The sequence below is a fragment of the Mesorhizobium sp. M7A.F.Ca.CA.001.08.2.1 genome, from assembly GCF_003998455.1.
GTDB lineage: Bacteria > Pseudomonadota > Alphaproteobacteria > Rhizobiales > Rhizobiaceae > Mesorhizobium > Mesorhizobium ciceri.
In genome coordinates this window covers 20817-45801 of the sequence record NZ_RZPW01000001.1, presented here as the reverse complement: position 1 = coordinate 45801, position 24985 = coordinate 20817, and the positions used below count along the sequence as shown (strand labels likewise).

Annotated in this window: 29 protein-coding genes and 2 pseudogenes; 7 read left to right on the top strand and 24 right to left on the bottom strand. The window is 54.2% G+C overall.

What is annotated here, in order from left to right:
* Positions 1–246 precede the first annotated feature (246 nt).
* Positions 247–354, top strand: coding sequence for a DUF982 domain-containing protein (locus tag EN914_RS39945; protein WP_081714269.1), 108 nt, complete (start codon positions 247–249; stop codon positions 352–354).
* On the opposite strand, the pseudogene EN914_RS38930 reads toward EN914_RS39945, so the two are convergent.
* The 3 genes and pseudogenes from EN914_RS38930 to EN914_RS00225 all read right to left on the bottom strand — a co-directional run bounded on the left by EN914_RS38930 (position 351) and on the right by EN914_RS00225 (position 1159).
* Positions 351–627: pseudogene (locus EN914_RS38930) on the bottom strand (hypothetical protein). The gene EN914_RS39945 and the pseudogene EN914_RS38930 overlap by 4 nt on opposite strands.
* Positions 617–934 (bottom strand): hypothetical protein, encoded by a 318-nt coding sequence (locus EN914_RS00230; protein WP_024503113.1) that lies wholly within the window; start codon positions 932–934, stop codon positions 617–619. Before EN914_RS00230 ends, EN914_RS38930 begins: the two are co-directional and overlap by 11 nt.
* Positions 935–949: 15 nt before the next feature.
* Positions 950–1159 carry a hypothetical protein gene (locus EN914_RS00225; RefSeq protein ID WP_024503112.1) on the bottom strand — a complete coding sequence of 70 codons (210 nt, stop codon included), beginning with the start codon at positions 1157–1159 and terminating at the stop codon, positions 950–952.
* 260 nt (positions 1160–1419) lie between these two features.
* Here EN914_RS00225 and EN914_RS00215 point away from each other — a divergent pair, with 260 nt between their 5' ends.
* Entirely contained in the window at positions 1420–1761 is a 342-nt protein-coding gene (locus EN914_RS00215; RefSeq protein WP_245265323.1) for a hypothetical protein, read from the top strand.
* Positions 1762–1906: 145 nt separating this feature from the next.
* On the opposite strand, the gene EN914_RS00210 is transcribed toward EN914_RS00215, so the two are convergent.
* On the bottom strand, positions 1907–2623 hold the full coding sequence (locus EN914_RS00210; RefSeq protein ID WP_024503110.1) for an SOS response-associated peptidase: 717 nt from the start codon (positions 2621–2623) through the stop codon (positions 1907–1909).
* Between the two features lie 57 nt (positions 2624–2680).
* On the opposite strand from EN914_RS00210, the gene EN914_RS00205 reads away from it, so the two are divergent.
* From EN914_RS00205 to EN914_RS00195, 3 genes are all read left to right on the top strand, one after another.
* Positions 2681–2953, top strand: a complete 273-nt coding sequence (locus EN914_RS00205; protein WP_127218527.1) for a hypothetical protein — start codon at positions 2681–2683, stop codon at positions 2951–2953.
* Positions 2954–3369: 416 nt separating this feature from the next.
* Entirely contained in the window at positions 3370–3933 is a 564-nt protein-coding gene (locus EN914_RS00200; RefSeq protein ID WP_024503108.1) for a recombinase family protein, read from the top strand.
* A gap of 43 nt (positions 3934–3976) precedes the next feature.
* A complete protein-coding gene (locus EN914_RS00195; protein ID WP_024503107.1) occupies positions 3977–4501 on the top strand; it encodes a hypothetical protein in 525 nt (174 codons plus the stop codon).
* A gap of 40 nt (positions 4502–4541) precedes the next feature.
* Here the strand turns inward: EN914_RS00195 and EN914_RS00190 are convergent, their stop codons facing one another.
* From EN914_RS00190 to EN914_RS00100, 19 genes and pseudogenes are all read right to left on the bottom strand, one after another.
* Positions 4542–5804 (bottom strand): hypothetical protein, encoded by a 1263-nt coding sequence (locus EN914_RS00190; RefSeq protein ID WP_032899138.1) that lies wholly within the window; start codon positions 5802–5804, stop codon positions 4542–4544.
* Positions 5805–6076: 272 nt separating this feature from the next.
* A pseudogene (locus EN914_RS00185) lies at positions 6077–6256 on the bottom strand (MucR family transcriptional regulator); the annotation flags it as partial.
* Positions 6257–6295: 39 nt separating this feature from the next.
* Positions 6296–6616, bottom strand: a complete 321-nt coding sequence (locus EN914_RS00180) for a hypothetical protein (protein WP_024503105.1) — start codon at positions 6614–6616, stop codon at positions 6296–6298.
* An 83-nt stretch (positions 6617–6699) separates the two neighbouring features.
* Complete coding sequence (locus EN914_RS00175; RefSeq protein ID WP_127218525.1) at positions 6700–7752, bottom strand: hypothetical protein; 1053 nt, start codon at positions 7750–7752, stop codon at positions 6700–6702.
* Between the two features lie 667 nt (positions 7753–8419).
* The gene (locus EN914_RS00170) at positions 8420–8755 is read right to left on the bottom strand and encodes a hypothetical protein (protein ID WP_024503103.1); all 336 of its coding nucleotides are present in this window, start codon (positions 8753–8755) and stop codon (positions 8420–8422) included.
* A gap of 150 nt (positions 8756–8905) precedes the next feature.
* On the bottom strand, positions 8906–10030 hold the full coding sequence (locus tag EN914_RS00165; RefSeq protein ID WP_127223434.1) for a hypothetical protein: 1125 nt from the start codon (positions 10028–10030) through the stop codon (positions 8906–8908).
* 54 nt (positions 10031–10084) lie between these two features.
* Entirely contained in the window at positions 10085–10552 is a 468-nt protein-coding gene (locus EN914_RS00160; RefSeq protein ID WP_024503101.1) for a MucR family transcriptional regulator, read from the bottom strand.
* Between the two features lie 499 nt (positions 10553–11051).
* Positions 11052–11687: a hypothetical protein gene (locus EN914_RS00155; RefSeq protein ID WP_127388982.1), complete on the bottom strand. Its 636-nt coding sequence runs from the start codon at positions 11685–11687 to the stop codon at positions 11052–11054.
* 38 nt (positions 11688–11725) lie between these two features.
* The gene (locus EN914_RS00150) at positions 11726–12853 is read right to left on the bottom strand and encodes a hypothetical protein (RefSeq protein ID WP_024503099.1); all 1128 of its coding nucleotides are present in this window, start codon (positions 12851–12853) and stop codon (positions 11726–11728) included.
* Entirely contained in the window at positions 12843–13844 is a 1002-nt protein-coding gene (locus tag EN914_RS00145) for a hypothetical protein (RefSeq protein WP_024503098.1), read from the bottom strand. Before EN914_RS00145 ends, EN914_RS00150 begins: the two co-directional genes overlap by 11 nt.
* A 251-nt stretch (positions 13845–14095) precedes the next feature.
* Positions 14096–15325: a hypothetical protein gene (locus EN914_RS00140; protein WP_024503097.1), complete on the bottom strand. Its 1230-nt coding sequence runs from the start codon at positions 15323–15325 to the stop codon at positions 14096–14098.
* A 1-nt stretch (position 15326) separates the two neighbouring features.
* Positions 15327–15806: a hypothetical protein gene (locus tag EN914_RS00135; protein ID WP_024503096.1), complete on the bottom strand. Its 480-nt coding sequence runs from the start codon at positions 15804–15806 to the stop codon at positions 15327–15329.
* Between the two features lie 69 nt (positions 15807–15875).
* A complete protein-coding gene (locus tag EN914_RS00130) occupies positions 15876–16388 on the bottom strand; it encodes a hypothetical protein (RefSeq protein WP_127218523.1) in 513 nt (170 codons plus the stop codon).
* 21 nt (positions 16389–16409) lie between these two features.
* Positions 16410–17222 carry a hypothetical protein gene (locus EN914_RS00125; protein WP_127218521.1) on the bottom strand — a complete coding sequence of 271 codons (813 nt, stop codon included), beginning with the start codon at positions 17220–17222 and terminating at the stop codon, positions 16410–16412.
* A gap of 72 nt (positions 17223–17294) precedes the next feature.
* Positions 17295–18455 (bottom strand): His-Xaa-Ser system radical SAM maturase HxsC, encoded by a 1161-nt coding sequence (gene hxsC / locus EN914_RS00120; protein ID WP_024503094.1) that lies wholly within the window; start codon positions 18453–18455, stop codon positions 17295–17297.
* Position 18456: 1 nt separating this feature from the next.
* Positions 18457–19914 (bottom strand): His-Xaa-Ser system radical SAM maturase HxsB, encoded by a 1458-nt coding sequence (hxsB, locus tag EN914_RS00115; RefSeq protein WP_024503093.1) that lies wholly within the window; start codon positions 19912–19914, stop codon positions 18457–18459.
* The gene (gene hxsD, locus EN914_RS40075; protein WP_024503092.1) at positions 19907–20239 is read right to left on the bottom strand and encodes a His-Xaa-Ser system protein HxsD; all 333 of its coding nucleotides are present in this window, start codon (positions 20237–20239) and stop codon (positions 19907–19909) included. Before hxsD ends, hxsB begins: the two co-directional genes overlap by 8 nt.
* Positions 20239–20499: a hypothetical protein gene (locus EN914_RS00105; RefSeq protein ID WP_127218519.1), complete on the bottom strand. Its 261-nt coding sequence runs from the start codon at positions 20497–20499 to the stop codon at positions 20239–20241. Before EN914_RS00105 ends, hxsD begins: the two co-directional genes overlap by 1 nt.
* A gap of 152 nt (positions 20500–20651) precedes the next feature.
* Positions 20652–22316: a RecQ family ATP-dependent DNA helicase gene (locus tag EN914_RS00100; protein WP_081714267.1), complete on the bottom strand. Its 1665-nt coding sequence runs from the start codon at positions 22314–22316 to the stop codon at positions 20652–20654.
* Positions 22317–22677: 361 nt separating this feature from the next.
* Between EN914_RS00100 and EN914_RS00095 the strand changes: the two genes are divergently transcribed.
* Together EN914_RS00095 and EN914_RS00090 are read left to right on the top strand one after the other, a co-directional pair.
* Entirely contained in the window at positions 22678–22992 is a 315-nt protein-coding gene (locus EN914_RS00095; protein ID WP_127218517.1) for a hypothetical protein, read from the top strand.
* A gap of 129 nt (positions 22993–23121) precedes the next feature.
* On the top strand, positions 23122–23937 hold the full coding sequence (locus EN914_RS00090; protein WP_024503089.1) for a hypothetical protein: 816 nt from the start codon (positions 23122–23124) through the stop codon (positions 23935–23937).
* 91 nt (positions 23938–24028) lie between these two features.
* Here the strand turns inward: EN914_RS00090 and EN914_RS00085 are convergent, their stop codons facing one another.
* Positions 24029–24895: a hypothetical protein gene (locus EN914_RS00085; protein WP_024503088.1), complete on the bottom strand. Its 867-nt coding sequence runs from the start codon at positions 24893–24895 to the stop codon at positions 24029–24031.
* Between the last annotated feature and the right edge of the window lie 90 nt (positions 24896–24985).

Sequence of the window (24985 nt, the reverse complement as noted above, 5' to 3'; positions counted from 1 at the left end):
GTTCTGTTCCCAATGGGAAGCTTGGTGGGCCGGTTGGCGGAGGGCGAAGGTTTGATGATGGCGACCTCCTTGAATCTCTCCTTTGTCATTGATGGCAGCGAATAGCGCTCATGGCTCTCCATTGGTTCAACCCTCCCGTCTACGTCAGACCGAACGTCCTGGCCTTCGCTACGGGGTTAGTCATGTCCAGGGTGCCGCCGAGCAACTCATGAAGTGGACCAACAAAGGGCAAAATGGGACTACGCGATGCGCGTTTGCATGGCCGCTCTGGCCGACGAGATACCACCTCAAGAAGCCCGCAAGGCATTCGAAGCAGCTGCCAAGGAGGAAAACATGTTCCTCCCTCCCGGTTAGATCTGCCGGGCCAAGCCAACGCTATCCGGCACGTCGCCGCCGACAAAGTGGTGGGCTCCCATATTCGCCAAGCGAAGGGTTGGCATCGCGCGACCACGCAATGACGCCAGCATGCTTGCCCGCCAGTCCCCTCGCAGTCCGTATCGCTCGATCCTCAGTCGGCTGCTCTGCCGGTCCGAAGACGGGTTGGAGGTCGCCGGTCTCATCGCGGTCGAAGGCGGTGACAACGATCAGCTTGGGTGCTTTCTGTTGGGGGAGCAAATTATCCGACATGGAGGCTGTCTTTCCGCTGGACTAACAGCCGGTTGAAGTTGAGCGGTGCAGGGGGAAGAACCTCAGTCATCTCGAATAGAGGCACAGGGACTTCCGGCTCTGGTGCTTTCTGCTTGGCTTTCAGGTCCGTAATCTCCTCGTCACGCCTCGCAATCCGACTTTCCAGATTGGCGATGCGCTCAGTAAGGAAATAACGCCCAACTGCAAATCCGGCGCCGCCGAACAACGCGGCAAACGTGGCGAAGGCCGCTGGATTGGCGACCACTAACGCAGAGTTACTCTGTATGAACTCGATAAATTCTTGCATGGAGCACTGTCACTCTCATCCCAGAACAGGCGGCGTATCGTCGTATCCGATTGAGACAATCCCGGGATGCCGATGGGCTATGGCGAGTATCTGGGTCTCAAGCTCGCAGTTGTAGGCCATGAGCGCTTTCACCGTCTCAAGCGGGCTGTCGTAGCGGGCAATGAGCTTCTCCGCTTCGGAATGCAGTTCGGCCTTAGCTGCAGCATCTAAGTGCATCCTACCCATTGCGGCTCCTCCTAACGTGTCGCGCGGCGAGGTGCGGCGAGGGCGTCAAGTCGTTCCTGAAGATGCCCATTGAGCACGATCATTTCCTTGAGCGCCTTCATCACGTCGCCCTGTGGACGGCGATGAAATCCTCGGCGTGAGCCTGGAGGGCGGCCTCCTGGCGACTGTTGAGTGTCACAATGCGGTCCATGGCAATGACTCCAAACGCTGCATTGTCACAGTGAACAAAAAGGGAACATAAATGTCAAGGGCGAATTGACATGGCGAGGAACTCATTCCTATTTTTGGCCATGCCGGAGCAGCCCAGAAAACCCCGCCGCCTCGTGCAGACCCTGTGCAAAGCACATGAGGTTGGTCAGCTGATCCGCGTCCGATGTGTCAACTGCAACATCACGCGGCACTATCTGCCGGGTGACCTCGCCAAATTGGTGGGGGACATTCCGTTTTGGGACGTTGACCGGCACATGCGCTGCGAGCGGTGCAAACGTCGCGATCTTGACGTCGATATCCTGCTGCCAAGTGCATCCGAGGGCCTGAGGATACGCGTGAGGCGGCTTGTTGAAATCCGCATGGTGCGGCGCGTGGTCTGGAGGGATGAATAACTGGCGCTAACAGCCCGGCATTTCAATCACCTGCCGCCGATTTGCTAACGCCGGTTACGACGAACAAACACCACGGCCAAGATTTCAAGAAAGATGGCAATCGCAAGGCCCGGTGCTACATGCGACAGTATCCGAAGGCCAGCCACTAGAACAACGAGCCTTGTCTTGGCGGTGGTGGTGCCTGCTCGGGAACCTTGATCTGCGTCGCGGGCTTCTCGACAATCACAAGGGCGTCATCCGGTGCCGTTCGCTGCAGGCGCTTGGCCTCAGACCATGGGGCGGTAAGCCATATCTCGGTTTCCTCCGGCGTCGTCAGGATCACGGGCATAGCTTTTTCGTGGATGGGCGCAATCAGGGCGTTCGGCTTGGTGGTCATGAAGCCATAAACCTCGTGATCGCCGGGGCCTTCCTTGACCTTGCGCACCCCTTGCCAGCGGGTCCAGAGGCCAGCGAAGAAGAACAGCGGGCGGTCCTGGTTCAGGGCAAACCAGAAGTTCCGCTGAATGCCGCCTGTCTCGGGATCCTTGTCATTCCGCGTGGGGCTGGGCTCTGCGAAGCTCGTCACCGGCACGACGCAGCGATGCTCGACGCCGACATACTGCTGCCAGTGGCCGTATTGCGGATTGCGGATATTAGTTGTGCCGGAGTCGGCGTTGCCCCTAACGCGGTCTAATGGCGTCGGCATTCCCCAGCGCAAATTGGCAAGCTCACGTGCGCCGTCTGATGCGTTGCGTACGACCGGGCCGAACTGGTTGGGATATATGTCTATCGACGGCTCAAGGTTGCCTAAGATGTCGCGCAAAGTCCGGGTCCACTGGCGGACGGCTTCTTGCGACGTGGTGATGTTGTAGAGGTTGCACATGGCCACTAAGCTGCATCAAAAATAGGTCAGACACCATGGGGTGCCCGGGGAGGAAACGTGCCGATCAAATACAGGGTAACCACAAGAAGCCGCCTTAACACCGATGGTGTCTACGGCGCATGGATGCTGGTGATCTCGCCACTGCTCCAAGCACTCGGCTGGGCTTGGTATTTCTCAGTGCCCGAATGGTGGGCGCTCGGTTTGATTGCCATCACCAGCGTAACGTTTTTCGGTGGCTTTGTGCTCGTCCTCATTGGCCGAGAATACGATAGCGTCGTCGACGAAACCAGCGCTCCAGTCGATCCCAAGTTTCAGCTTGGTGAGCGCTAGACGACTGATACGGTCGGGCAGCATGGTGGGCTGGATCTGAAGGTTAAGCTGCAATCGAATGTCGTTTGCTCAGTTGTCTAGCCCAAAGGGTTCGCCAGCAACTGTGAACGCACACAGCCTCGGTATCCAAATTTAACTTCAGAGTAAGAGGGGCAAAATCGCGCCTATTTGTCGTGTCAAGCATACGGCTGCCCGAGAAAAAATCAGCGGGGGATTGGAAAGTGGGTTCAGATGGTGCGAACACAAAAGTTTATTTGCGCACCGCTTTGACGAGGACGCGCAACGCTGGCATCGCATAGCATCAGGGTATGCCCTGAGGTGACGTCACATGACGCGGCAAGGGCCGTGTAACATCTGGGTTGACATCGACTATTTGTGACAGTGTAGCCTCGGGCCTAAACCTTGAGGTGACACAAATGAGCCGCATTGGCTATGCCCGCGTCAGCACCGTCGACCAAGATCTCGAAACGCAAATGGCCAAGCTCAAGGCCGAAGGATGCAACATCATCCGCTCGGAGAAGGTCTCTGGCGCCAACCGCGAAGGCCGAGTGGAGCTTGCCACCATCATCGACTTTCTACGGCCGGGGGATGAACTGGTCGTCACTCGGCTCGACCGGCTTGGTCGTGACACGCGCGACGTTCTGAATTTGATCCACGAGTGTGAGCAGCGGGGGGCCTTCGTCACTGTCCTCGACCCACATGTTTCGACCCGTGGTGAGATGGGCCACATCGTTCTGACGGTCTTGGGAATGGTAGCTCAGATGGAGAGGCGGTTTATCAAGGAGCGGCAGCGAGAGGGCATTGAAAAGGCCAAGGGTGATGGTGTCTACAGAGGCGGTAAACAGCGGCTTGATCGCGACCAGATACTTCAGTTGAACGCAGACGGAAAGGGACCTGCGGAAATCGCTAGGGTAGTAGGCTGCTCAAGAATGCAGATTTATCGGATTCTTAAAGGCGGCGAAGCTCTTGCTGGCGCGTAGCGGCCAACGTATTGGTACGCCACAGCTAATATAGTGTTTCCGAATGGATACCGAGACGACAGCCATTCCTGCTTACAGCAACGATCAGTGGCTTCACGCCATCACGGCCGTAAACGCATGGCGTGGACGTTGCCTCGATTTATTTGCGCGGAGTGAGGTGGCCGTTAGCGAGACACTTCTCGTGATGGCGAGCACGACGATGGACGGCGCTGCAGCAAAGCTACCCCATCTGGTTGGACACCGTTTCGAAGAATTGGCGACTTTGATTGGGACCACTGGGGCCTTCGCTTCGGAGGGGAAAGCATCGGCGGCAGCGCTGTCGGCCTTCCGTCCCCACGAGGGCTTGCGCGCTTCGCTGGCTCACGGCGTCGGCAAAGTTGTGCTTGACCAACAAGGTAACTGGTTGCTCGTGCTGCGGACGCTTACTTTCCGATCAAAGCAGCCAGAGCGCACGGCCGTAGTCATCGAACAGAATGAGGCCCATGAAATAGCTAAGTCGCTCCAGACCGCGGGGCAGCGCCTCGTTTCCGAGTTGGCGGACCTCCGCCGGGCGCTTGGCTCGACGTGAATGCTCGGGCTGGCAGAGGATACATCACCGAGAAGGCACGCTAACCGCCAGCCAGTGTAGCTTTCGGCATCGACGCAATCATTTCGTCAAAAGCGGCAAAGAAATTTGACAGGTTTTCAGCGTCACCCTCTCTACCACTATGGTCCCGTTGATCTTCAACAGGATAGTAGATCATTGCAGCTTCTGATGCGCTGATCTCCTCGGCCGAGATATCTGTTACTCCCCAACGTAAATGCTTGTTCTCGCGCCTACGACCACGCCACCCCAATTCGTAGAAGCGCTTCATGTAGGTGTTTACGAAGGCCAGATTCCCCGTTTGATTCAGGACTGCCTTGAAACGCGGATTGATCTTGAGCGTCTGACCACCGTCGATTTTAGCGTGACGCTCCAGCGCTTTCGCATCCAGTTCAGATGTGCCGACAACCAGAAGAGGAATCGAACTTCCGCCAACGGGAATAATAGCATTGAATGCACTACGCTTTGCCACGTGCCGCTCATTCCAGCCAAGTGCGTGAAGCCGAGGATAGACGATGGCGTCGAGAAGATTGCGACAGGCGGGAGATACTAGCGAGCGAAGCCGGGTTGGTGTAACGAGCTGCATTTTCTCCGGCACGAAATCGCTCGTCACACTTGCACTTATTACCGACCCTGGATCGGCTCCCGGCCGGAAGTATTTTACGTGCCAATGAAACCCGGTCTCATCCGGATTGACGACTGCATATGCGACTGGGCCGCCATGCACCGTGTGCGCAAAGGATTCGGCCGCGGCGCGATCCGATGCCTTGAAGTAATCCGACACCAGCATAATACCAAAATTGCCGGAACGAAGTCGCTCCGCCATTATCGACGCAATCGAGCCATCAGGGGCTGCTTCTGCTTCGGCCGCGACCAGCCACTCGCCGATGCATTCATCAAGGCTGCCTGCATTCTTTCGGAGGGGAAGCTGAGGTTTGGTCTGCTCGAAGCCTGTAAGGAACCGATGCGTATAACGCACGATCTCCTGCCAGCTCATTGTCATCAACGCATTGCGGTACCTCGCCAGTTGGCCGTGCCAAACTTGTGTTCCAGATTCGAGCGAGAAATTGAACTTTACCTCGATAAGCCAGACCATCCCGGTCTCGTCGACGGTCATCAAGTCAGCACTTCCGTTTCCGCCGCCGCGACCGGCATCATGAAGTGTAAGCTCATGAGCCCAAAACAAAGTACGAGCCGCCGGTGCGCCCCGAAACAGAGCAGGGAAGGCGTCGGAATTGTCGATAATGCGCTGGTGGAAGTCGGCCTCGTTCGCGAAGTGTCGGGACATCAGATGTGACCGGTGACAGGACGAGACAGTCCATTATGGTCGAAGGCTGAGGACGGCCAAAGGCTATGTTTGGCGGCCTCAGAGATGATCGTCACGACATCACCACGCACTCACCATATCGGCGAGCCCATTCTGTAAAACCGCATCCAGACATTCGAAAATGATATTTTAGGTATCACTAAAATTCAAGAACGAATGAAGGCGGCAGGGTCATTCGCGAGCGTCGGGATCATCATCGCGTCCCTGATTTTTTGAATGGCTAGCCGCGAGGTCTAGTTGCAGAGGCAAGCCGATTCCGCGTAGCTTGGCGCGACCATAGGATAGTCCTTCGCCAGACCCCATTTGATTCTGTACTGGTCCGGGGTCATGCCCAGCAAACCGAGGTGGCGCTTCATTGATTTGACTTTGCGCCCACCCTCTAGGCTCACAATGTAGTCGGGAAACACCGACTCCCCAATTAGCGCTTCCCGCCGTGTAGGACTGACTAAGCGTCAGCTCTTGATGTCGCATTGCGCTTGAACCTCTCCTTCCTTTTTAATTTCCCCATACCCCTGAGTTGCGGTACAGAAGTCAAAAGACGTGCGGTTGCCCTCTACGTGCCATCCGTAATTGGCGCACACGCTATAGTCACTGTCGGAGGTTGACTTAGTTATTTGGTAAGTTTGGCCTCTCCATTTGAGAGTGTTTGCGTCGGTATCCACCGTAAGGGGATAGATTTTGACGCCAAACTTGCATCGGTAGTCAAAAGTATCAGCCTTTGCGACGCTGATGCCAAGGGAAGCAGTTACAAGGCAGATCCCGGCTTTCAACATTCCAATCTCCTTCAGCGTAATTCATCTGTTGCGTGAGAAATCACACATGGGACAGTCGGGCTGACTGTCAGTGCCCAAAAAGATCAGGTTTTGTCAAAAAAGAAGGATGTGATTTTAAAACAGGAGCGGTCCTTAACAAACGATATTCCGTCGGCTGTCTCTGTGAGGGCGTCTTTAAGATCGCAAGAAATATCCGGATCTATATATTGAACGGCGTCAGGCGTCGTAGAACACATCATGGAGTAACCGCTTTCGCATTTGATCTCGGAAAATACCTTAATCTCGCTAAAGGGTTGGCCGGACTTGTTTCCGTTTGAATCTGACACCGAGGAACCGGAGAAAGAATAACTTAGCAAATTGCCATTCTTATTGACCTTCAAGAACGCCTTAAACGACTCCTTATCTGTGCTTGCAATGTTATAACAACCATCCGTGCATTCTCCATCTTCCGGGTACATTTGAAACTCGATGTCAGTCATAGGGAAGATTGCCTGAAGCTTTTCTTTAGTGATCAAATCCCCCAAAGAGATTGAGAGGAAAGAATTCTGATTAACAAGCGAGCCTTTGTCACCAATGAACGATGGGAAGGGTGAGGCTGAGGGCTGATCGGATTTGGGAGTGCTATCTACGCTCTGAGACGACGATGGCTTAGGGTCAAATTGCGCCGCCGTTCTTTGCTTGTCGGCACAAGCGGTAAGTCGCTCCACTGCCTTTGTCGTGCCTCTGAGGGGTGCGGCAACCCAGCCCCCATCCCCGTAATCCAACCTCATTGACCGTCCAGCGGTGAACACATGCTTGAGCAGACCCTTACGTTCAGAGGAGAATCGAAGGTAGTCTTTCTGCACGAAGTGCCCTACGACCTCGATAGGTGGGTCACCATCGATAAGAAGTTTGCCGGGAATGTCCTGTCCCATTATCGCTGAGTAGTCCGCCTCGATCCAGCGAACACCAATAGTGATGTCATCAGAATCAACCATCTCCACCGCCAGCCCGGTCTTTCCGTCCGGAAACGGGGAGATCATGATGCATCCAGTGGCATCGTAATTCTGGAAGCCAATCCAAGAGTTGATTTCAAAAAGCGGCGAGGCCTCGACGCTACTGAGCAGCCCCAGCAATAGCCCAGAAGTAAGAAGCAAACGACAAGCCAAAACTACACCCCACACTAACCGTTAGACGACTCTAATCAAACCGGAGCGTTTGCCAATATCAAAACCGCACTAATAATTTTCAGAGCCTAGGCGCGACGCAACGGAGTGGGTCATTGGACAATCCGTGATATCAGTGCGAGGCATATCGTACACCCCCTAGGGCTTTTCCGGGCTCTTGCCCTTAACGCATATCGCGGCACGAGCGTGTTTTTTGCAGTAAGCTTCGTCGAACCCAACACTTGAGCCCCAACCAACGATATCGGGAATTTTGCGGCCCATACACGACCCTATAAGCCGTTGAATTGCTTCCGCTTTTGAAGATTCGCCGCTCTCGGTAGCTCCCCACATGTACAGGGTGTCCTCATCCTGCTCTATTGCCCAGTGCGTACAGGTCGCTGACGTCGCTGGATTGGGCGAAGCTGTCAGGACTGGCATTGAGGCCAGCGCAGGTCCAGACAATAACCCGAGAGCCATCCCGCCCATCACATACCTGCGCAAATTCATAGTGATATCCCGTCGCTGCAGTTAAGTTTTGAACTTAAGGTTGGCTATATGTTTGGATCGCACGTTATAGAGCGACCTATATATCCCATACAGGCATGCCATCAGTATATAAGAAACCCGCGTCATAGTGAATTGAGACAACTTTGCGATCCTATTTTACCACAAGGTGTGAGGCGTACTCTGGGCTTTCTTGATCCATTCGATCTAGAAACGAGAACCGACAGTTTTTGAAAAGTAGGTTCTTGAGCTCGACTGCCGCTTCATGGCCACCACCGGCAAACACCATCCCGTTCGTCATAATGTGAATTATAGTGAAATAGACTTTTGTCCCTTTTTTTCCCACCATTGACGTCTGATCACAATCCTCAATGCTGTATGCGACGGCTGGGCAGTTTGGGACCGGCCCTTTCAAGCGGATATCACACGCTGCAGAGGCAGGATTGATGTAAGTCGCAAGAAGAACAAGAAGGATGCCAAACTTTGACATGTGGAGGTTCCAATTTTGAGCCGGTTTTAACGCACCGCGTGGACGGCTGGTTTTGCAATCACTCTGCGACCCAAACTCTAAGGCAGTAGGCCTTGAATTCGGAGTGACTGAGATGGGAAGGCATGGCTACCCGTTACAGCTAAGAAAGTATTAGCAGCCATCTAACGCTCGAATCGAGGATATGAGGTTTTTGCTTCCCCTACGAACCGTATGCACAATGGAGCGTCCTACACAAATGCCCGATTTGCTCGCGAAACCGTAACGGGCGAGAAATTCGTCGGCATGTTGCGGCTCGATGCTGGTCAGTTGCAAAGGCTGCTTGAGATGCCCATAGAATGCGGTGATCGCGGCAGCGGAGAGGGGGCCATGCCTCCGCTTTTCCGGGATTACGTATTGCGCTGCTTGAACGCCGTCACCCTGCTCAAGAGCATAGTAGAATGCTCTCACAGTGGTGGCTGCGGTCCCATACTCGTCAGTGGTATCTTGGCTTAAATTGACTTCGACGGCCGTCGCCATGAGGGGCGCGTGGTGATGAGCCGTGGTCGCGCCCGCCTTCTCGGCAAGTCGGACATAAACCTCGCTTCCTACCAGTGAACGAAGCAAAGCTTCGACGGCGGGGCTTCCAGAGAGCTGAACCGTGGAAACTTGATCAGCCTCGTTTACGAACTCATCCCCTGTCAGACAAATAGGCGAGGCTAGACGGAGTATGTAGGCTGGCTCCGGTTCGTCTCCTGCCTTCACATCTTCGAAATTTGGTGATCCAGGGAATATCCGGTAGGTTAGTTGGCCGAACAAGTGCTCCGGCTGCCCTTTTGAAATATCAAAACACTCACTTGCCTCCCGCCGTGCTGACACGACGGGCAAAGAACACCGGTAGTATATTTCCGGTGCCGTTGCCGCAGCTCTTTGTAGAGAAATGACGTCACTTGCCGCCCCAACCTCAAGCCGAAGCGATTCTTTCGTGTAAGGCTGTTCCTCAGATCTGCATTGGGCGTCTAACCTCAACGCAAGCCCCGCCGCCTTCGCTGATTGGATATTGCAGTCGCCCCCTTCGCCTTCGTAGCTGCGGAATACAAACGACGGCCCAGCGTTATTTTCGCCGTCTGGATTTGAGATGATCAGGGCCGTTCCTACCGTCTTTTCGGCATCGGTCTTGCCACAATAATCTACACTGGGCTCCCAAGTGCCAGTTAGGTTTGATGGGAAGATCGAGTTCGTCTCTTCTGCCATGGATGCGCTTTGCAGCGTCAGCGCGCCAACGAGGAGCACTGCCATAAAGCCTAGTCGGAAAAGAGGACTACAAGCCGCGGTCCTGTTCATCTAATCACCTCAGGACTTTGGCCGCCTAGGAGCGGGCTTTTTTGTTTGGACCTTCTTTGAAGGTGCTGCTGCAACGGTCTTGCGACCTAGGCCAGAAGATTTTGCAAGGGCCGACCGCTGAGCCGCATAGCTAGGTGCCACCATAGGATAGTCTTTCGCCAGACCCCATCTGGTTCTGTACTGGTCGGGCGTCATGCCGAGCAAACCAAGGTGACGCTTCATAGATTTGAATTTGCGCCCGTCCTCAAGGCTCACAATGTAATCGGGGAACACCGACTTCTTGGGGTTCACCGCTGGCGTGAGCATTGGCGTCGGTGGCTCAACCGGCTGGACTAGGTTCGACAACGCAGAATTGACGCTGGCGATCAAATCCGGGAGACCGGCCACCGGCGTCGCGTTGTTCTGGACATAGGCGGCGACAATGTCTGCGGTCAGTTCCAACAGGTCCGTGCGCGTCTGCTCGCTTGCGTTGTTCATGCGATTCAACCTCTTGTTTGCCCCATCTCGTTCCTATTCGGGAAGTTCAGAAAGCGCAATTACTGCACGCCAAGGCCAAAGGTCCGGAGAATCGTCGATTGGTGAATTTCAGCGTTACCACATGAGTAGCCGGGCGCGCCGAAACGAAGGCGTGGGGCAGCCCTACAGGCCCCGCATTGAGCGCCGTCACCGCTTTGGGGCGGCGCAACGGCGGTTGCGCCCTTATGCCCTTCACGGCCGTCGGGCCTGCGCGCTGACGCGGGCGTAGAAAATGGTTGTCACTTCGAGGTTTAGGCTCACGGCTACGTTGTCACAAATACCCGATGCCAACCGAGATGTTACATTGTTGGCGGCCGATCATGTTACGTCACCTCAGGGCATACCCTAAAGTGACATGTTCTCGTCTCTCGTGGTTGACTTGCGCATATGGGCGGTGCTGGCCGAACAGCGTCCGTTCGTTGAAGCGGTGTTCAGTCACCTATGGGCCTGTCAAACCTTCTCAATCTAATGAATAGCGTAGGGATCTCCGCAGTGCTTCGAGCAGGGGTTCAGACGCGCTCTTATCAATGCTCGCCGAACCCTGTCTGGTAAGGATGAGGGTGTTAATCGGTGAGCCCTCAATCTGAACTCTTATTTTGTCGTTCGTATATGAAGCGCCATTCGTCAATTTATCAGCAGCTAGACGAACGTCATTGGCACCTCTTAAAATCGCCGTTGCCATAACACTTTCAGTGAGCTTGATATCTCGCATCTGGCAGCTAACTATTTTTATGTCCCTGTTTGTCTCCTTCGAGAAAAGCTCGCACCATCTAATAACATCTACCTTAATTTCGCTGACAGACACTTCGAAATTGCAAGCTTCCCCAAGGCGCGACAAAAATAAACTCATGCTCCTAGGCGGATTTATGATTTCGAGGTCCGAATATGATGGGTTAACCGCGAAGCCAATGCCCCGAAACTCGGTTCTTTCATAAACAACTTTCTCTCCTAAGGGACTCTCCACAATCTGACTGATATCTTGGCGCTCGATAAACCGCCCCTCCAAAGAGTTGGGCCGCACCCGATCCAAAATGAAGCCGTTTTGTGTTGCAGCCGTGAAGGGTATTGCTCTCAGCCTCTCCGCCAATGTTCTCATATCGAAAGGCCAGCGGACACGGAGCCATCTACGCCGGGTCATGCCGCTGTCACTCTTTCAGCGGGTTCTTGAACGGGAGCTCCTGAAGCAATAATCTCATCGAGTGCGTTTGCCGATGTGCGCTCCACCAGACTCCAAAGCGCGGGCTGCCTATTTGGGTCAAGGGGTTTGAAGTCGGAAGTGGGAGTTCCGTCAGTCAGTCGCCGAGCGATCCTGACCCCAAATTTAAAACCTTTGCCTTGGCGAGGCTCGTCAAATGAAACGTCGAACTGCATGAGATCATTAGGCCTCTCTGTTTGAAGCGCCCTCCAAGTTACCGCTGTGATGAAAAACCCATTCTTTTTGAGCGACTGATATTCCTCAGACTGCAAGAGGTTCATACCGCTTAGAGCGACGCTGTTTATTTTGCCGACGATTTCGCTCTCGACCGCGCGCTCCTTCTCTTCGATATCCATCTCAAGGTCTTCGCCGACGTCATCGTCGCCCGATGCGCATTTTATGCTAACGACCGTCTGCAACTGGTATCCGGGAATATTTCGAAGCATACTCATAAAAAAAGTAGTCCGTTGATCCGCCGTCAATCCATCCAGTGACAAATCCTTAGGTGTAAGAGACTGAAGCTTAAGTTGACTAATCTTTTTAATCAATCGATCAACGACACCTCTCGCCTTTTCCGTTGCAGGCATCCTTATCGTAGTTCGATCACTCTCCAAGATAAACTCGATGTTTGCGTCTCTTCGTTGCCTCTGTATTAATCTTGTCTTCGAATAGTCTATTTCATCGTATGCGACATTCAGCTGGACTTCTCTCAATCTCCGTTGCTGAGTGGTCAACTCATCCTCACCTGCAAACTCTTCCTTATAACTTCGCACGACTTCACTAATCTCGTCATGAGTAAGAGACACAAGCACGTCCACGTAAGCCCTCTTCTCGTTTCTATTCTGATATTCGCGTCTCTCGATCAGTTTGGTCAACGAGGCAAAATCATGAGGCAGGATGGAAATATCACTGGCAAGCCGCTCTCGGTCAGTTTTGGGAGAATAGATAATTCCTCGGGTTAGCGCGATTCCACGTAGCACACCTTCGCTCATTCTCCCCTTAGATGACATGAGCAAGTCAAATATATCTTTGTCTGTAGCTGCCAAAAAAGGCAATTTATCCGTCATATGACATTCCTATCTGGATCTCGGAGAATGTCGATATTACATTGTTTATCAGCTCGAATCGTATGTTATTTAAGACGTCCAATAGGCTATTCTTCCCTTCATCGGTCGCGCCCATAGCTTCTATATAATGAAGCCGTGCCTTTTGAAAATTTTGTAGCGACGTGCCCGCTTTGTCTATAGAGCGAATGAATATTTGACGCTCAAGGTCAAACAATCCATGCTGGCGCATATAATCCAATAGGTAGAGGAATTCATCAACCGTTTCACCGGGTGGTCTGTAAAACACCACCAACCCCGCTTTTCTCTCGCTGTTTCCGTCATATTGCAAAATAATCCACGGGCCGGTAAGCATTTCCAACGACGCGGCGCATCGCTGTTTTCCGCGGAGCTGTGCACGGCGCACCGTCTGCGGGTAAAAAAAAGAGCAAGCTCCTCGATCTGGTAGTCGCGCCGCCCCTGATCTCCCTCTCATTCGTAGTATTTCTTGGCTGACATTATTGAGCCAATGAATTTCGGCGGGACCAAGAACGACCAATTTTCCATTCTTGGGAGTGTGTAGGTCGTCAAAGTCCAATTTCTCAAGGTTATCACTAAATGTCCGATCGTACCCTCCGTCATGATTGTAGATGAATAGGAGACCTGAGACTGAGAAGTCCTTGTGCTTGTGCACATATCGCTCTTGCCACTCGGCGCTTATCTCTGCGCAAGCGACCTGAGCGGAAAGGCTAACAATGGCTTTCTCGATTTGTGACCGCCCGATCGAAGCGGCAGCGTAGCTCTTGAGATCGCATTGAACATAGGTTGTAACGTCGTCGTAAGGCTCATCGTAATAAAAGACGACATCGGTTGGATGCGTAGCTACCTTGTGGCTCTCGTAATTATCGCATTTGAAATCAACGTTGACTGGTCCAATTTTTGTCCAGAGAAACTCGGCAAAAATCTGGTCGGAAATTATCTCTGCAATTTGCGCTATACCCGCAGTCTCACCCATGCCTATCCTGCTCCCACATGCGAATCTCCGTTGTGTAGCACTCTCCGAGCCAATATTACAGGTTTCCTGCTTTGTTGGGTGTGGTCGTTAAAGAGCACCTGTCAACCGAAAGGAAAAGGCCTCTTTGACTACTCGGTCGAAGTGTTGAGTCGGCTCGTAATTATCTGGTATACGTAATGTCGGAACGTTATTGGCCCGCTCCTATTGACCGGCCCCTGCAGGTTGAAAAGATTGCTATCATTTGCCGCTGTTTATGGCGACGGGATATTCATTTCATCTGCTTGGTACTGCCCCACAATCTTGCCAACGTCATTTAGTTTTGTCTCGGGCGGTACCATGTCGAGGACCCGCATCATTGTTTCAATCGGGTCGGTATGACCAATTTTCATAGTTGTTTGCGAGCTGGAGAACTCCCACCATTGCCCGCTTCCGTTCCTCAGTTCTGCAAACAGCTCCTCAACCGTTCCGGCGGGCTTGTAGATCGTTGTGGCATCAGATCCGACGGGACCAAACAGGCACCAGACAAAACTTCTACCATCGTCGGTTTTCGCTATCGGTGTGAACACCACATTTGTTGAACGCTCGCCGTACTTGATGCGCCGGACGCCGAAGACCTCCTTCTCCTCACCATTCTCAAGGAGTTTCGAGCCTTCGACAAATTCTTCTCTGACAGAGGCTGCCATTCCGTACCCGGCGAGGCTGCTTCGCCCTCGGAGATGGTAGTATCGATTTACGCAGGCGTTCAGGATCATCGATGGTGTAATGCCCTTAAGGTCGCGAATCTGCAGGGCATAGTCGATGTAGTCGATTCCTAGAAATCTGACCGCATCAACGTTGTCCGCCATATAGAGGTCATCTCGTGTCGGTTTGAGAAGTTTCGGCAATTCGGCGGTAGACACATACAAATGGTCGGCAGTGGCTATAAACCGCGAAATTCCCAAGACAGCAGCGGTATACGCCTCTGAGACGTTGTCAGCAGTGTATGAAGACCCGCTCAGGGCGAGATACGGAGCGTGGAAACCAAGCAAGGCGTCACGTGCGATTGAACGATCCGGAAGCTGGTCCGGGATAGGTCCATCCTCGGGGGCTGGTGTCGGATCCGTTGCCCGCTGAGTGCCGCCAAGGAAAGCCAGCGCACAGGCGGAAAAACAATGGTCTCCAGATTTGACAACTGTCGCCAGCCCTAACCTGCGGAAGAGCAGCGCTAAGTCGAGCCCAGCCTGATAAGATCCACCCGAGCTGTTGAGTTCGACGACAATTCTTGGCCAGACCTCGCCATCATTTGAGATCCCGGCTTTCGCCAATGCGACCTTGACGCTAGCGGAGTCAGTATCATTGATCTCGCCTTCAAGTCGAAAACCTACCGCCTCACTTCCTTTGTGCTCGACCTTCCCGACAAACCTCACCTCGGCAGCTTGCACCATCCCGGCTAGACCGAGAAAGATGCCGAGCGAAAGCGACGCGCAAAGCCTCCAACGCATGTTACTTCGCAATTCCGGGACAGAGGTGCTGGAAAATGCCGAGCTCGACCCAGTATCCCGAAGCCGTTGTGCCGTCGAGAATCTCGCCAGTTTTGACGCGCTTTATAGCGTAATCGGCGATCATTTCGTCTGACTTCTTGGCGGGGCCGAGGAACGCGAACTTTTCGTTCGATAGATCCAACCAAGTCCGTTTGACGCAATTACCGGTCACATAATCGTCGATTTTGACCAAAGCCATTGTCTGCTTGACGCAAGCCATCGAGTAGTCCGAGTTATATTGGACACAGAAGGCTTTGGCATCCTTGGGCGTGTGCCGTACGTGAATCTTGGCGTTTGCCGTGCCGATGCCTTCCGTCGACACTGTGGTAAGCTGCATACCGGCCCGACTTCCGTAGTAGATGGGATCGTGGTCATCGGCCCATCCTGCTGAAGCGGAGATAGCGATGGCCAAGACTGCAGATACGTACCTGAAAAACTTCATAGTCGTCCCCAATGATACTCCAAAGCACTCTAATCACTCGCAGCGGCCCCAATCGGCCAGACGGCCGGTTCAGTCTGTAGAATAATTGAAAGTGCCGCAGAGGTTTGGGCTATTGATGTCGTGCGGAGTGTCTTTCGATCCAAAGACCGCCATCCCAAGCAGCAGGGGACCACCAGACGACGATCTTTCGAAAAACACGACGTACTGGGCTGGGTCAGATTTCGGATCACCGCAAAGCGTGTTGCCGTTTCTAAGAGCACCCGGATCCCGCGACAATTTGAAAACTTCCGCGGTCGCTTTTTTATCGCCCGTTTCGTCCCACTGACGCCAAGATGCGCCCACCGAGGTCAGACCAACTTTTTTGCCGTTTCCGAATGTGATCGCCAGCTTGCTGCCCGGGATGGCGAAATCTGGATTTCCCGAGAGCCGTATCGTTCCGGTGATTGACTCTGCCGTACGACTATAGGGATCGAATTTACGCTTATCTTGCCAGAGGTGGTGTTCCATGGCTGATTGGGCCAATACCGGACCGCAAACGACGCAGGCCGCGATTGTAAAGGCTAACGGATATCTCAGCTGCAAGATTATCACCTCAAATCCGAGCTACATCCATTTTCGCGCCCACGTTGCCAGTTCGACCCGAGCCTTGTCCGGCCAATCATCTAGAGGCGGCCGGACTTCTATCTTCTTTTGATCCGGTTTCCACGCCGCGTAGACGCGATGTTCTTTTGCGGACACGAAAACCAATGCCTCCTGAAGGCCGCACATATGCGGGGTGCAAGCCGTTCCTACATAGTCGTCGCCGACGAATTTGCCGGAGCCCGTCCCATCAAGCGTTTCCCGGTAGGCACCGAGGTCGGGGCCGAGGAGGTCGCTGATGGCACTGCTAATTTCCCCGTAGCTGAAAAGGTCAGACGGGTGTTTGACAGTGCGCTCTCGCAAGGTCGCGAAGCCCTTAGTCAAATCAGGCTGCATTTCAACGGACGCCTGCTCAGCAAGGCCAGCGGAGGGCGTCCAGACCCATATCTTGCCTACCCTTCCGGCACTTGGAGCTGTGGAAAAAGTAATCGCAGTGTCTTCAACCTTGCGGGTTACCAAGGCGCAGTCGGCTCCCTCGATCGGCCCGTCAATGCGAGGCTGGCCGCTAGGGGGGAACGAAACAATGAAGGGTGAGCCTTCGCAAGCGTTGCCGCCGGACAGGCTGTTGCCGACCAATGTTGGAATTCCGTTCACAATTGTGATTTCGTCGATTGTGAGTCTACCGTCTGTAATGGTCGGCTTTCCATCAAGGTGCATCGTCTCCTCGGCCTCGCCGTAAATTTCGACTGAATGACCGAATAGAATGGCATTGAAATCATCTGCGATTGACGCTGTCGTGAAGCTGAGGATGACAATTAGCGCGAGAAAGTTTCTCAAGTAGCTTCGCATTGGACGGCCTTAGCTTTTGAATCGGGTTTCGTGAAAGTCCCGATGCACATCGGTGTTCTATTATTGGAACGCCGCGATGTGAGAGCTCTTTGCGAGGCTGCTGGATGAAAAGAAGCCGCCACACTTATTGCGTAGGGAGCAACCTCTGCACTCATCGGCGTATTCATTTTTCCAATCGCTGATCGAGCGTTTTGCGTACTGATGGATGGAGCCATCAAGAAGACAGAGCTGGTGATTGTAGACTGAAACATTGATCCTAGCCGCAGCCAGATATTGCACAGCCGCCCGCAACTCACTTCGATAGTCGTACGGGTCTATCCAGAGCTTATCCATATTTGCCCTTGTGAAGCCAGTGATCTCCAGCCCCATGAACGTCACGTGGTCTACGAAGGTGAGGTTTCTAAAAATGAAATCTGACAGGTCGGCGAGACCTTCATAGGTCTGCTTGTGAACGACAACTCGTATCTCAACCTCAGCCCCGACGGACTTCAGGTTCATGATCCCGCGGATGGTCTCATCGAAAGCGCCTTTGGATTGAACCACATAGTCGTGCACTTCCGGGTCCGCTGAGTAGATCGGTATGCCAACGGAAAGACGAGGATGCCCGATTGCTTGATAGCGATGCGAGAAGGCCTTGTCCTTAAATGTCCGGCCATTGGAAAGAATATGAACCGGCGTAGAAGGAAGGTGGTCACGAGCTGATGACAAAATGTCAAAAAAGTCCTCACCCACCAGCGTCGGCTCACCGCCAGTGATCCCGAGAAACGGGGTCGTTGCGGGCAGCAAGGGCAGCACATCCAAAATCTCCCGCGCCAACCAGCGATCGTCAACGTCTTTGGGTGGCTGGGAGCACATCAAGCACAGGTGGTTGCACCGCTCCGTTACGAGGAAATAGTTCGCGTTGGCACCCTTTCTGAACAGGACACGCACTGCCTTCCGATCCGGGACAAAGCGGATAACGTCTCCCTCGCTGAGGTAGTCGAATTCGTGGGGCAGAACGACTAGTCGTCGGTCTGAAAACAGTCGCTCAGCCTCCGGCCGGTGCTCCTCAAAGGTGACAACCCACTGGCATTCAGGATGTAACGCCTGCCCCTTGAAAAGATACGCATCATGCTCCGGGTTGGGCGCTTGATCAGCTTGGCCCGTCACGAGCCTAAGTGCCACTCGCTGTGAGAAATCACCGACGCTTGCTGACGCAGCGAAGCCACTCAGTCGCAACATCCTAATTCGCCCAACTTAGAAAGAGTTCTCGGGCGGTAACGTCCCTCTCCATAAGGTCGATCAGCCTCTTGAAGATCGACATGTTGCGATTGCAGAATCCCGACCGCGTTTTGAGGCCAACAAAGTCGCCCTGCGTTGCGGTGTGGAACACCGGATCGGAGCCACAGAACGGTTCGTAAGCGCAGTCGGCGCACATCGGTACGGAGCCTGCAAAAGACTGCTCGATAGGATCGAGGAGAGCGTCAGACCCGAAAATCTCCGCATACGTGTTTTCGTGGACGTTCCCGAGCAGAAATGTCTTGTCGCCCATCTCAGCCAACATGCGCGCTTCGTCGGATGCGTAGACGCTGGCGTCATAGTTATAGACAACGGCGGAGATACCGATGCCTGCCGGGCTCATCAGGTCCACATATCCCGGCTCGAAAGGCGTGAGCATTTTTGTAAGGATGGTGGCCGCGTAAAACTCCTTGAAAGGAATGCCTTTCCGATTCAGTTCGAGGATGTAATTCAGCCCGTCGAAGTAGAAGTCGAGCCAGTGGTCCACGTCATAGGCAGCGTACGATTTCGTCTTGACCGCGAAGCCGTAAGGAGAAAGCGGCCGAAGGAATATTCCGGGGAAATCTAGCCGCACGTATTCGTCAATGATCTCGCGCACCAGTGGAAGGCTGGCTTTGGTCGTCGTCATAAGTGCGCTGACGCGTCCATGGCCGAGAGCCAGTCTGGCCTTGTGGATACCTGCCACAGCCAATTCATAGCTGTTCTTTCCCGGGCGTGGTCGACTGGCATTGTGAAGAATGGCCGGACCATCAAGCGACGTAGAAATTAGGACGCTGTGCTCGCAGCAAAACTCCAAGATTTCGTCCGTAACGACAGCGAGGTTCGTCGTGATAACGAATTGCAGCGACCGCCCGGCGACCTTGTTGATCGCTTCAGCCCGATGCACGACGTGTTGGATCAACGGGAAATTCAGAAGCGGCTCGCCGCCTTGGAACTCGATCTTGATAGCCGGACTTGGAGACTGGAAAATGAGCGCCAACGCCTTCTCGGCAGTCTCCTCTGACATATCGAAGGCTGAACGATCTTCGCTTTGACGGGATACCTGACAGTAAGGGCAGGAGTGCTCGCACCGCAAAGACACGACCATTATATGAAGCGATGTGAAGTTCTCCAGCCTCTTTGCCTTGGTCCGAACCTTAAGCGCCAGCAGCTCCTTGCCGATATTGGAGGATGCATCAAAGAGGAACTGCCTGCTGCGCAGGCGGGAGTAAGCGGGGTGTGTGCTGGGAAGCTCGTGCTTGACAAACGAAGCCAGCACGGCGCGCGGCAATACCAGATATTCGCCCGCTTGGTTGGTCAGCATATACCGCTCGTCATCCAACTGGGAAAAACGGAAGTACGCGAGCTGGTATGTGTCGTCCAACGGTCGTTGGAACTCAGTTGCCGGAGCAAACTTAGTCATCGGACTGTAGGCCCGATCTGGAAAACGCCAGCGCCAGTATAGCGTTTCTAACCGTGGCGGTTTCGGCGGCGATGCTGCTACGCAGGTCCTGATCCAAGACCTCTAGCCGCAGCCTTTCTATCGCTGCGTCGGCCGCAGCTCGCGCGGCCGCCTTACTGAAGTTGATCGTGCATACTGCGAAGCCGCCTTCGATCGTGATCTCAACCGCAGCGTTTCCAGTTACCCGATACGCTGCGCGCTTCACACAGTCGAGGCTGAAGACTGACAGATCAAACTTGACTTGGGCAGTCTGGACGAGCTCGCTATCGCGAGAAGTGTCCGCCATCAACAATAGCTGTAGCCAGAGCAGTGAGACCCGTGACTAGCATGGCTCGAATGGCTGGTGTGGTACGCCATGATAACGTCCGTACCATTTGAGCGGTCGAGCACCTCACCGTAGCCGAGGTCCGCCGGAACAGTGCCAGCTTCAGCGAGCTTGGCCGAAGGCTGATTTGCCGATTCGACAAGGACTGCAGCCTGAACTTGGCCGCCGAGAATCATCGTGGCCGACAAGGCCATTGGTGACAGAAAATTGCGCTTCGACATTATCCAAACCCCCGTTTGTACGGACTCATTAGCAAAACGGGCCAAGCCGGACAAGTACCGATTGTGGAGACGTGCTTAAGATATCAACAATGTTCCACCAAATACTGTATTGCGGGAGTTGCCGGGTTCCGTCTTCTGAGCGCAATCGATCGTCATTTTCGCCCTGAACGCGAGAATTCAGCTCCCATGACCCGCGCAACATAAGCTATCGCGCCGTGCTTTTTGATTGTTGCGGAGTCGCAGCTATCGCAGCAAGCGGTGTGGTGGGTTCTCGGCGCACGTGTTCCAAAAACCCATTCAAGGATCCGCTCTGCAAGGCTCAGTTTGTGCCGTGCCTCGCTATCGCCGAAATAGTTGCGGATCGACTTACGAAGACAAGAAGTCGAGCGGAGCATCCCGGCCACTTGATCGATGTTCCGGGTCCGCTGCTCCAGCATGACCGCTTTTTGGTGCTCATCCCCCGGTGCATTCGAGACAGTCATCTCGGCCATGAATTTGAGGCGTCCCGTATCACCTCGACCTTTACCGTCGTGGAACATGACCGAGACCGACGGCTTCCCATCTCTTCCAGCGCGGCCAAACTCCTGCAACAGGTCTTCAACAGATGCTGATTGTTGCCAGTGCACCACCAGCCGCACGTTAGGAACGTCGAGGCCCATGCCAAAGGCGTTGGTGCAGACAATCTGATCGACCACTGGGCGGCTCTGCCCCAAGAAGCGCTTCACGAGTTCCTGCCTCTCCCATGCAGTTCCCAGCTTGGAATGATAGAATGGGATGTCCAACCCCATCGCCGACAAAGCAGTCCGCAGTTCGTCACCCACTTTTACCGTAGGGACGAAAATCATTGCCTTCTGCCCCTTCAACTGGGGCAGCGCCAGCATGGATGCTATTTCCTGCGCCCGTTGTTCAGATCGGCAATGCCGTCGCAACATCGCGATGTTTGGCCTATCCACATCGCGGACGAACACCTTTGCATCCGGGATGCCAAGCGAGGCGAGAATCCGGTCCTGCATTTCCTTTCCAGCAGTAGCTGTGAAAGCCAAGACTGGGGGAGCACCGAGCTTTTCCCGAACCTCGCGTAAGCGCCCGTACTCGGGGCGAAAGTCCTCACCCCAGCGGTCAACGCAATGGGCCTCGTCTATGATCAAAAAGGACGGTTCGCTCCGCTTAAGCTGGTTGCGCTCGGCGTCGCTACGAACAAAAAACCGCTCCGGCGCAACATAGAGGAGCTTTATGGCCTTGAGGCCAAGCAGAGAAAAGCGGGTCTCCTTCTCTTCGCGGCTGAGATCACTGTTGATGAACGTTGCCGGTATTTTCTTGGCTAGAAGGTCGGACACCTGTTCGGACATCAGCGCCTTCAAGGGAGAAACAACAAGGGCGACGCCACGCCTAAGCACCGCGGGAAGCTGAAAACATAGGGTTTTGCCGGAACCTGTGGGACTGACGACTAACACGGATTTTCCCGAAAGCGCCGCCAATATGATCGGCAACTGACCGTGACGAAATCGCTGCAGCCCAAACAGGCGTAGAGCAGGTCCGAAGTTACCTGTGGCTTCGGTCACCACTCCTTCGCGGTCCACCCATCTCGCGAGCCTCACGGCCCATCTCTCAATCGCCCGTCTTGCCAGACCACCAGCCAAGTTTGGGTGATGGCGCGCGTGACAGCCGTCGCAGAGCGTGACCAAGTTCGACATCTCGTCGGTTCCGCCCATCGAGCGAGGGAGCAAATGGTGAACGTCGGCATCCGCCGACTTGAGCCTGATGCCGCAGGACACACAGCAATAGCCGTCACGGTGCAAAACCTGCTGCCGGATCATGGACCAGCTACTGGATGGCACGTTCAGATCAAAATTCCCCGATTGTAATTAGCAGGTGGCAGGGTAGTTCCCTCGAAAGCATCGCAAGTCTACGCGGAATAGTGAGAGGTCTCAGTTAAAACCGGGTGTAGGAAACTCTTGACAGGTTTAGTGACCGGAGGCATTGCCGTTCCGTAAGGGGATTTGGGCAGCATGATGAAACTGATTTCAGCGTTATTGGCCGCCATTTTCCTCGCGGTCCCACCGGCAGCGGCAACCCAAATTCGGCGACTATCCCACAAAAATGTATCTCAAAGGGAAGTCAGCCCTGCCAAAATTTGCGGGCTCCGCTGCCCAATTCAAGACGAGGATTCGGAACGGTATGAAGTCCGGCCCGAACTACGGCGGCCACTTTACAATGATCGAAATTGGCTGTGGCACGTCGTGCATTTTCGCGTTTCTGATCGATGGCCGTGATGGCAGGGTGGTCGATTTTCCACTCGGCGGCGAGGACAACTATCAGCTTCAACTCCGCTACGGTATCGACAGCACTCTCCTGCAAGCGGATTGGATGGACACCAGCAATGACAAGTACGACACGTGCGTCCGGCGCTTCTACGATGTCGGGTCGGGAAACCTGACGAAGGTTTCTGAGACCACGTATACGATCAAACAGTTCGCGTTCTGCGGCCAATGAAAACGCTTGGTCCGCTTTGGGGCAGGTCTCTCGACCCTATACCGTCGAATGGTTTTGGGAAGGCAACGTGTTGAACGCCGTCGCGTGGTATCTCCGGGAGCGGTTGTTCGCATCGGCTTAGGGGCATCTATGGCCAAATCTATCACAACGGAAGGCCGCATTTTCGCTCGTCAGGTTGGGCGAGAGATAAAGCGACGCGAGTTAATCGGCGCCGTAGCAATTTCGAATGGTAACGAAAAGGAGTGGTGGCCAGCAGTGAAATGGTTGGCCGGTAGTCTAAATTTAGAGGGGTCTCCAGTTAAACGTGTGGCCTTGCTGCAAGCTGTAGGAGACCGCCTCAAGTCCATACCCGAAGCCGACAAGGGAGCTTTTGTCGACATCACCCTCTTTGCTGGCAAAAGAGCCTGCGAAATTATGTTTACCACGCTGCTAGCCGACGACCATCCAATGGAAGCACTCACCGGCCTAGAAACCGGCGTCACCATTCAGTGTCATTATCTCAAGATTGGGCGGTCCGGCACCGATGTCAGGCTTGGGGTCCTTGTCGCACACGCTTCCGCCCATGCCTTAGGTCGCCTTCGTGAACGCGCGCGTGATGACGTTGAGATCAAAGATGGTATCGGATTCCTAAGGGTGTGTGGGAAAGCTGGCCTATTCGCCGCCACCGAGACACGGCTACGGAAAGCCGAGATCAACATTGCCCTCAACGATGATCTGATTGCAACCGGGTCGACGAAAGTAGGAGGCCAAGGTGATCTCGCCAGTTCATTCTTTGATTGCCGTACCGTGCTTCCCCGCGATGCGTGTGATGGTGAGCAAATTGCACAAGCCACCGCTTTCGCTGAGGTCCTCAAAGGACGCGCTACTGCAAACGAAATTCCCTTTTTGGTTCGGCCCAATGATTTCGTGCTGGAGAAGCTCAAGCGTTTTGAGGACGGCAGCTGACTGCTGCTCAGAGTTCCGAGACTTGGCGCCGAACTGTTCCCAAAGTGGCTCCTCGCGCCATAGCAGCGTCCAAGTTGGATAAGAAACGGTCTCAGGCAACGGCCCGGATCAAGGCATGAAGCCGGTCAACGTCCTGCCGAACGATGGTCGAAATGGACCGAGCCGTAGTGCGCTCCAAAACTTCCCGACCGCCTAGTCCGGCGACGCATAGCTTGTCGATCTCCGCGCCGTGCATAAACCGGCAAACGGCAGCAGCTTCACCCGACCTATGCCAATCTTTCTTTTGTTGGTATTCCCCGGTGGGCCGCTTGTCGGAGCTTTTGATGGCGTAGACGCGGTATGTCTTGAGCGGGGCCTTCAGCATGTAGATGAGGCTCTGACGAAGGCCCTTCCAGCTACTACGAACACGGACATGCGCTGCCTCGCGATTTGGCAAGAGCGATCCGTACCGTTCATTCACTGAGTCCTTAAACGCCTCCATTTCATCACGGCTCGCGCCCCACACAATGGCGTGGATATGCCACGATACAACCTTCTCCCGTCCTGTTGGGGTATTGGCATACGGAGCTGCATCGACGATGCCGAAGTAGCAAAATCCCTTGAGCACCTTATCCGCCCACACTTGGAGAACCGACCAGTCGTATGTCTCTGCTTCGGCAGCGGTGGTTACGAAATCGATCGGCGATAGCGTCAGAAAGTAGGCTGGCCTTTCAGGCATTGGCTTAGTTGTGGCCTTCATGACGTTGCGGGCGGCACGGCAGAATTCGATTCTGGCCCGGCAATTTGTCGCTTTAAGCGACAGCGATGAACGATCTGCGAGGTTTTCCCTCATAGCTTCGTCCAAAGCGAACTCGCCCTCACGCCCTCGTTTGCCGAGCGCATATCTCTTCACTTTTTCGTCGAATTGTTGATGGGCGGATACGAAAGTCTTCCATTTCACGATGGGTTCGGAAGCCATGATGGATCTCATGATGGGGGGTGATGTCGAGTGCACATGGTGCGTCACAAGACGGGTTTGTGCACTCGACGATTGAGGTGGTGGTGGGGT

Coding starts and splice junctions, on each gene's coding strand:
- EN914_RS00170 (WP_024503103.1), bottom strand. CDS start 8,755: ATGTCAAAGTTTGGCATCCTTCTTGTTCTTCTTGCGACTTACATCAAT.
- EN914_RS00225 (WP_024503112.1), bottom strand. CDS start 1,159: ATGGGTAGGATGCACTTAGATGCTGCAGCTAAGGCCGAACTGCATTCC.
- EN914_RS00190 (WP_032899138.1), bottom strand. CDS start 5,804: ATGTCCCGACACTTCGCGAACGAGGCCGACTTCCACCAGCGCATTATC.
- EN914_RS39945 (WP_081714269.1), top strand. CDS start 247: ATGCGCGTTTGCATGGCCGCTCTGGCCGACGAGATACCACCTCAAGAA.
- hxsB (WP_024503093.1), bottom strand. CDS start 19,914: ATGACTAAGTTTGCTCCGGCAACTGAGTTCCAACGACCGTTGGACGAC.
- EN914_RS00155 (WP_127388982.1), bottom strand. CDS start 11,687: ATGAGAACATTGGCGGAGAGGCTGAGAGCAATACCCTTCACGGCTGCA.
- EN914_RS00085 (WP_024503088.1), bottom strand. CDS start 24,895: ATGGCTTCCGAACCCATCGTGAAATGGAAGACTTTCGTATCCGCCCAT.
- EN914_RS00145 (WP_024503098.1), bottom strand. CDS start 13,844: ATGGGTGAGACTGCGGGTATAGCGCAAATTGCAGAGATAATTTCCGAC.
- EN914_RS00195 (WP_024503107.1), top strand. CDS start 3,977: ATGGATACCGAGACGACAGCCATTCCTGCTTACAGCAACGATCAGTGG.
- EN914_RS00180 (WP_024503105.1), bottom strand. CDS start 6,616: ATGTTGAAAGCCGGGATCTGCCTTGTAACTGCTTCCCTTGGCATCAGC.
- hxsC (WP_024503094.1), bottom strand. CDS start 18,455: ATGTTGCGACTGAGTGGCTTCGCTGCGTCAGCAAGCGTCGGTGATTTC.
- EN914_RS00140 (WP_024503097.1), bottom strand. CDS start 15,325: ATGCGTTGGAGGCTTTGCGCGTCGCTTTCGCTCGGCATCTTTCTCGGT.
- hxsD (WP_024503092.1), bottom strand. CDS start 20,239: ATGGCGGACACTTCTCGCGATAGCGAGCTCGTCCAGACTGCCCAAGTC.
- EN914_RS00090 (WP_024503089.1), top strand. CDS start 23,122: ATGGCCAAATCTATCACAACGGAAGGCCGCATTTTCGCTCGTCAGGTT.
- EN914_RS00200 (WP_024503108.1), top strand. CDS start 3,370: ATGAGCCGCATTGGCTATGCCCGCGTCAGCACCGTCGACCAAGATCTC.
- EN914_RS00100 (WP_081714267.1), bottom strand. CDS start 22,316: ATGATCCGGCAGCAGGTTTTGCACCGTGACGGCTATTGCTGTGTGTCC.
- EN914_RS00160 (WP_024503101.1), bottom strand. CDS start 10,552: ATGAACAACGCAAGCGAGCAGACGCGCACGGACCTGTTGGAACTGACC.
- EN914_RS00105 (WP_127218519.1), bottom strand. CDS start 20,499: ATGTCGAAGCGCAATTTTCTGTCACCAATGGCCTTGTCGGCCACGATG.
- EN914_RS00215 (WP_245265323.1), top strand. CDS start 1,420: ATGGCGAGGAACTCATTCCTATTTTTGGCCATGCCGGAGCAGCCCAGA.
- EN914_RS00135 (WP_024503096.1), bottom strand. CDS start 15,806: ATGAAGTTTTTCAGGTACGTATCTGCAGTCTTGGCCATCGCTATCTCC.
- EN914_RS00150 (WP_024503099.1), bottom strand. CDS start 12,853: ATGACGGATAAATTGCCTTTTTTGGCAGCTACAGACAAAGATATATTT.
- EN914_RS00230 (WP_024503113.1), bottom strand. CDS start 934: ATGCAAGAATTTATCGAGTTCATACAGAGTAACTCTGCGTTAGTGGTC.
- EN914_RS00210 (WP_024503110.1), bottom strand. CDS start 2,623: ATGTGCAACCTCTACAACATCACCACGTCGCAAGAAGCCGTCCGCCAG.
- EN914_RS00095 (WP_127218517.1), top strand. CDS start 22,678: ATGAAGTCCGGCCCGAACTACGGCGGCCACTTTACAATGATCGAAATT.
- EN914_RS00165 (WP_127223434.1), bottom strand. CDS start 10,030: ATGGCAGTGCTCCTCGTTGGCGCGCTGACGCTGCAAAGCGCATCCATG.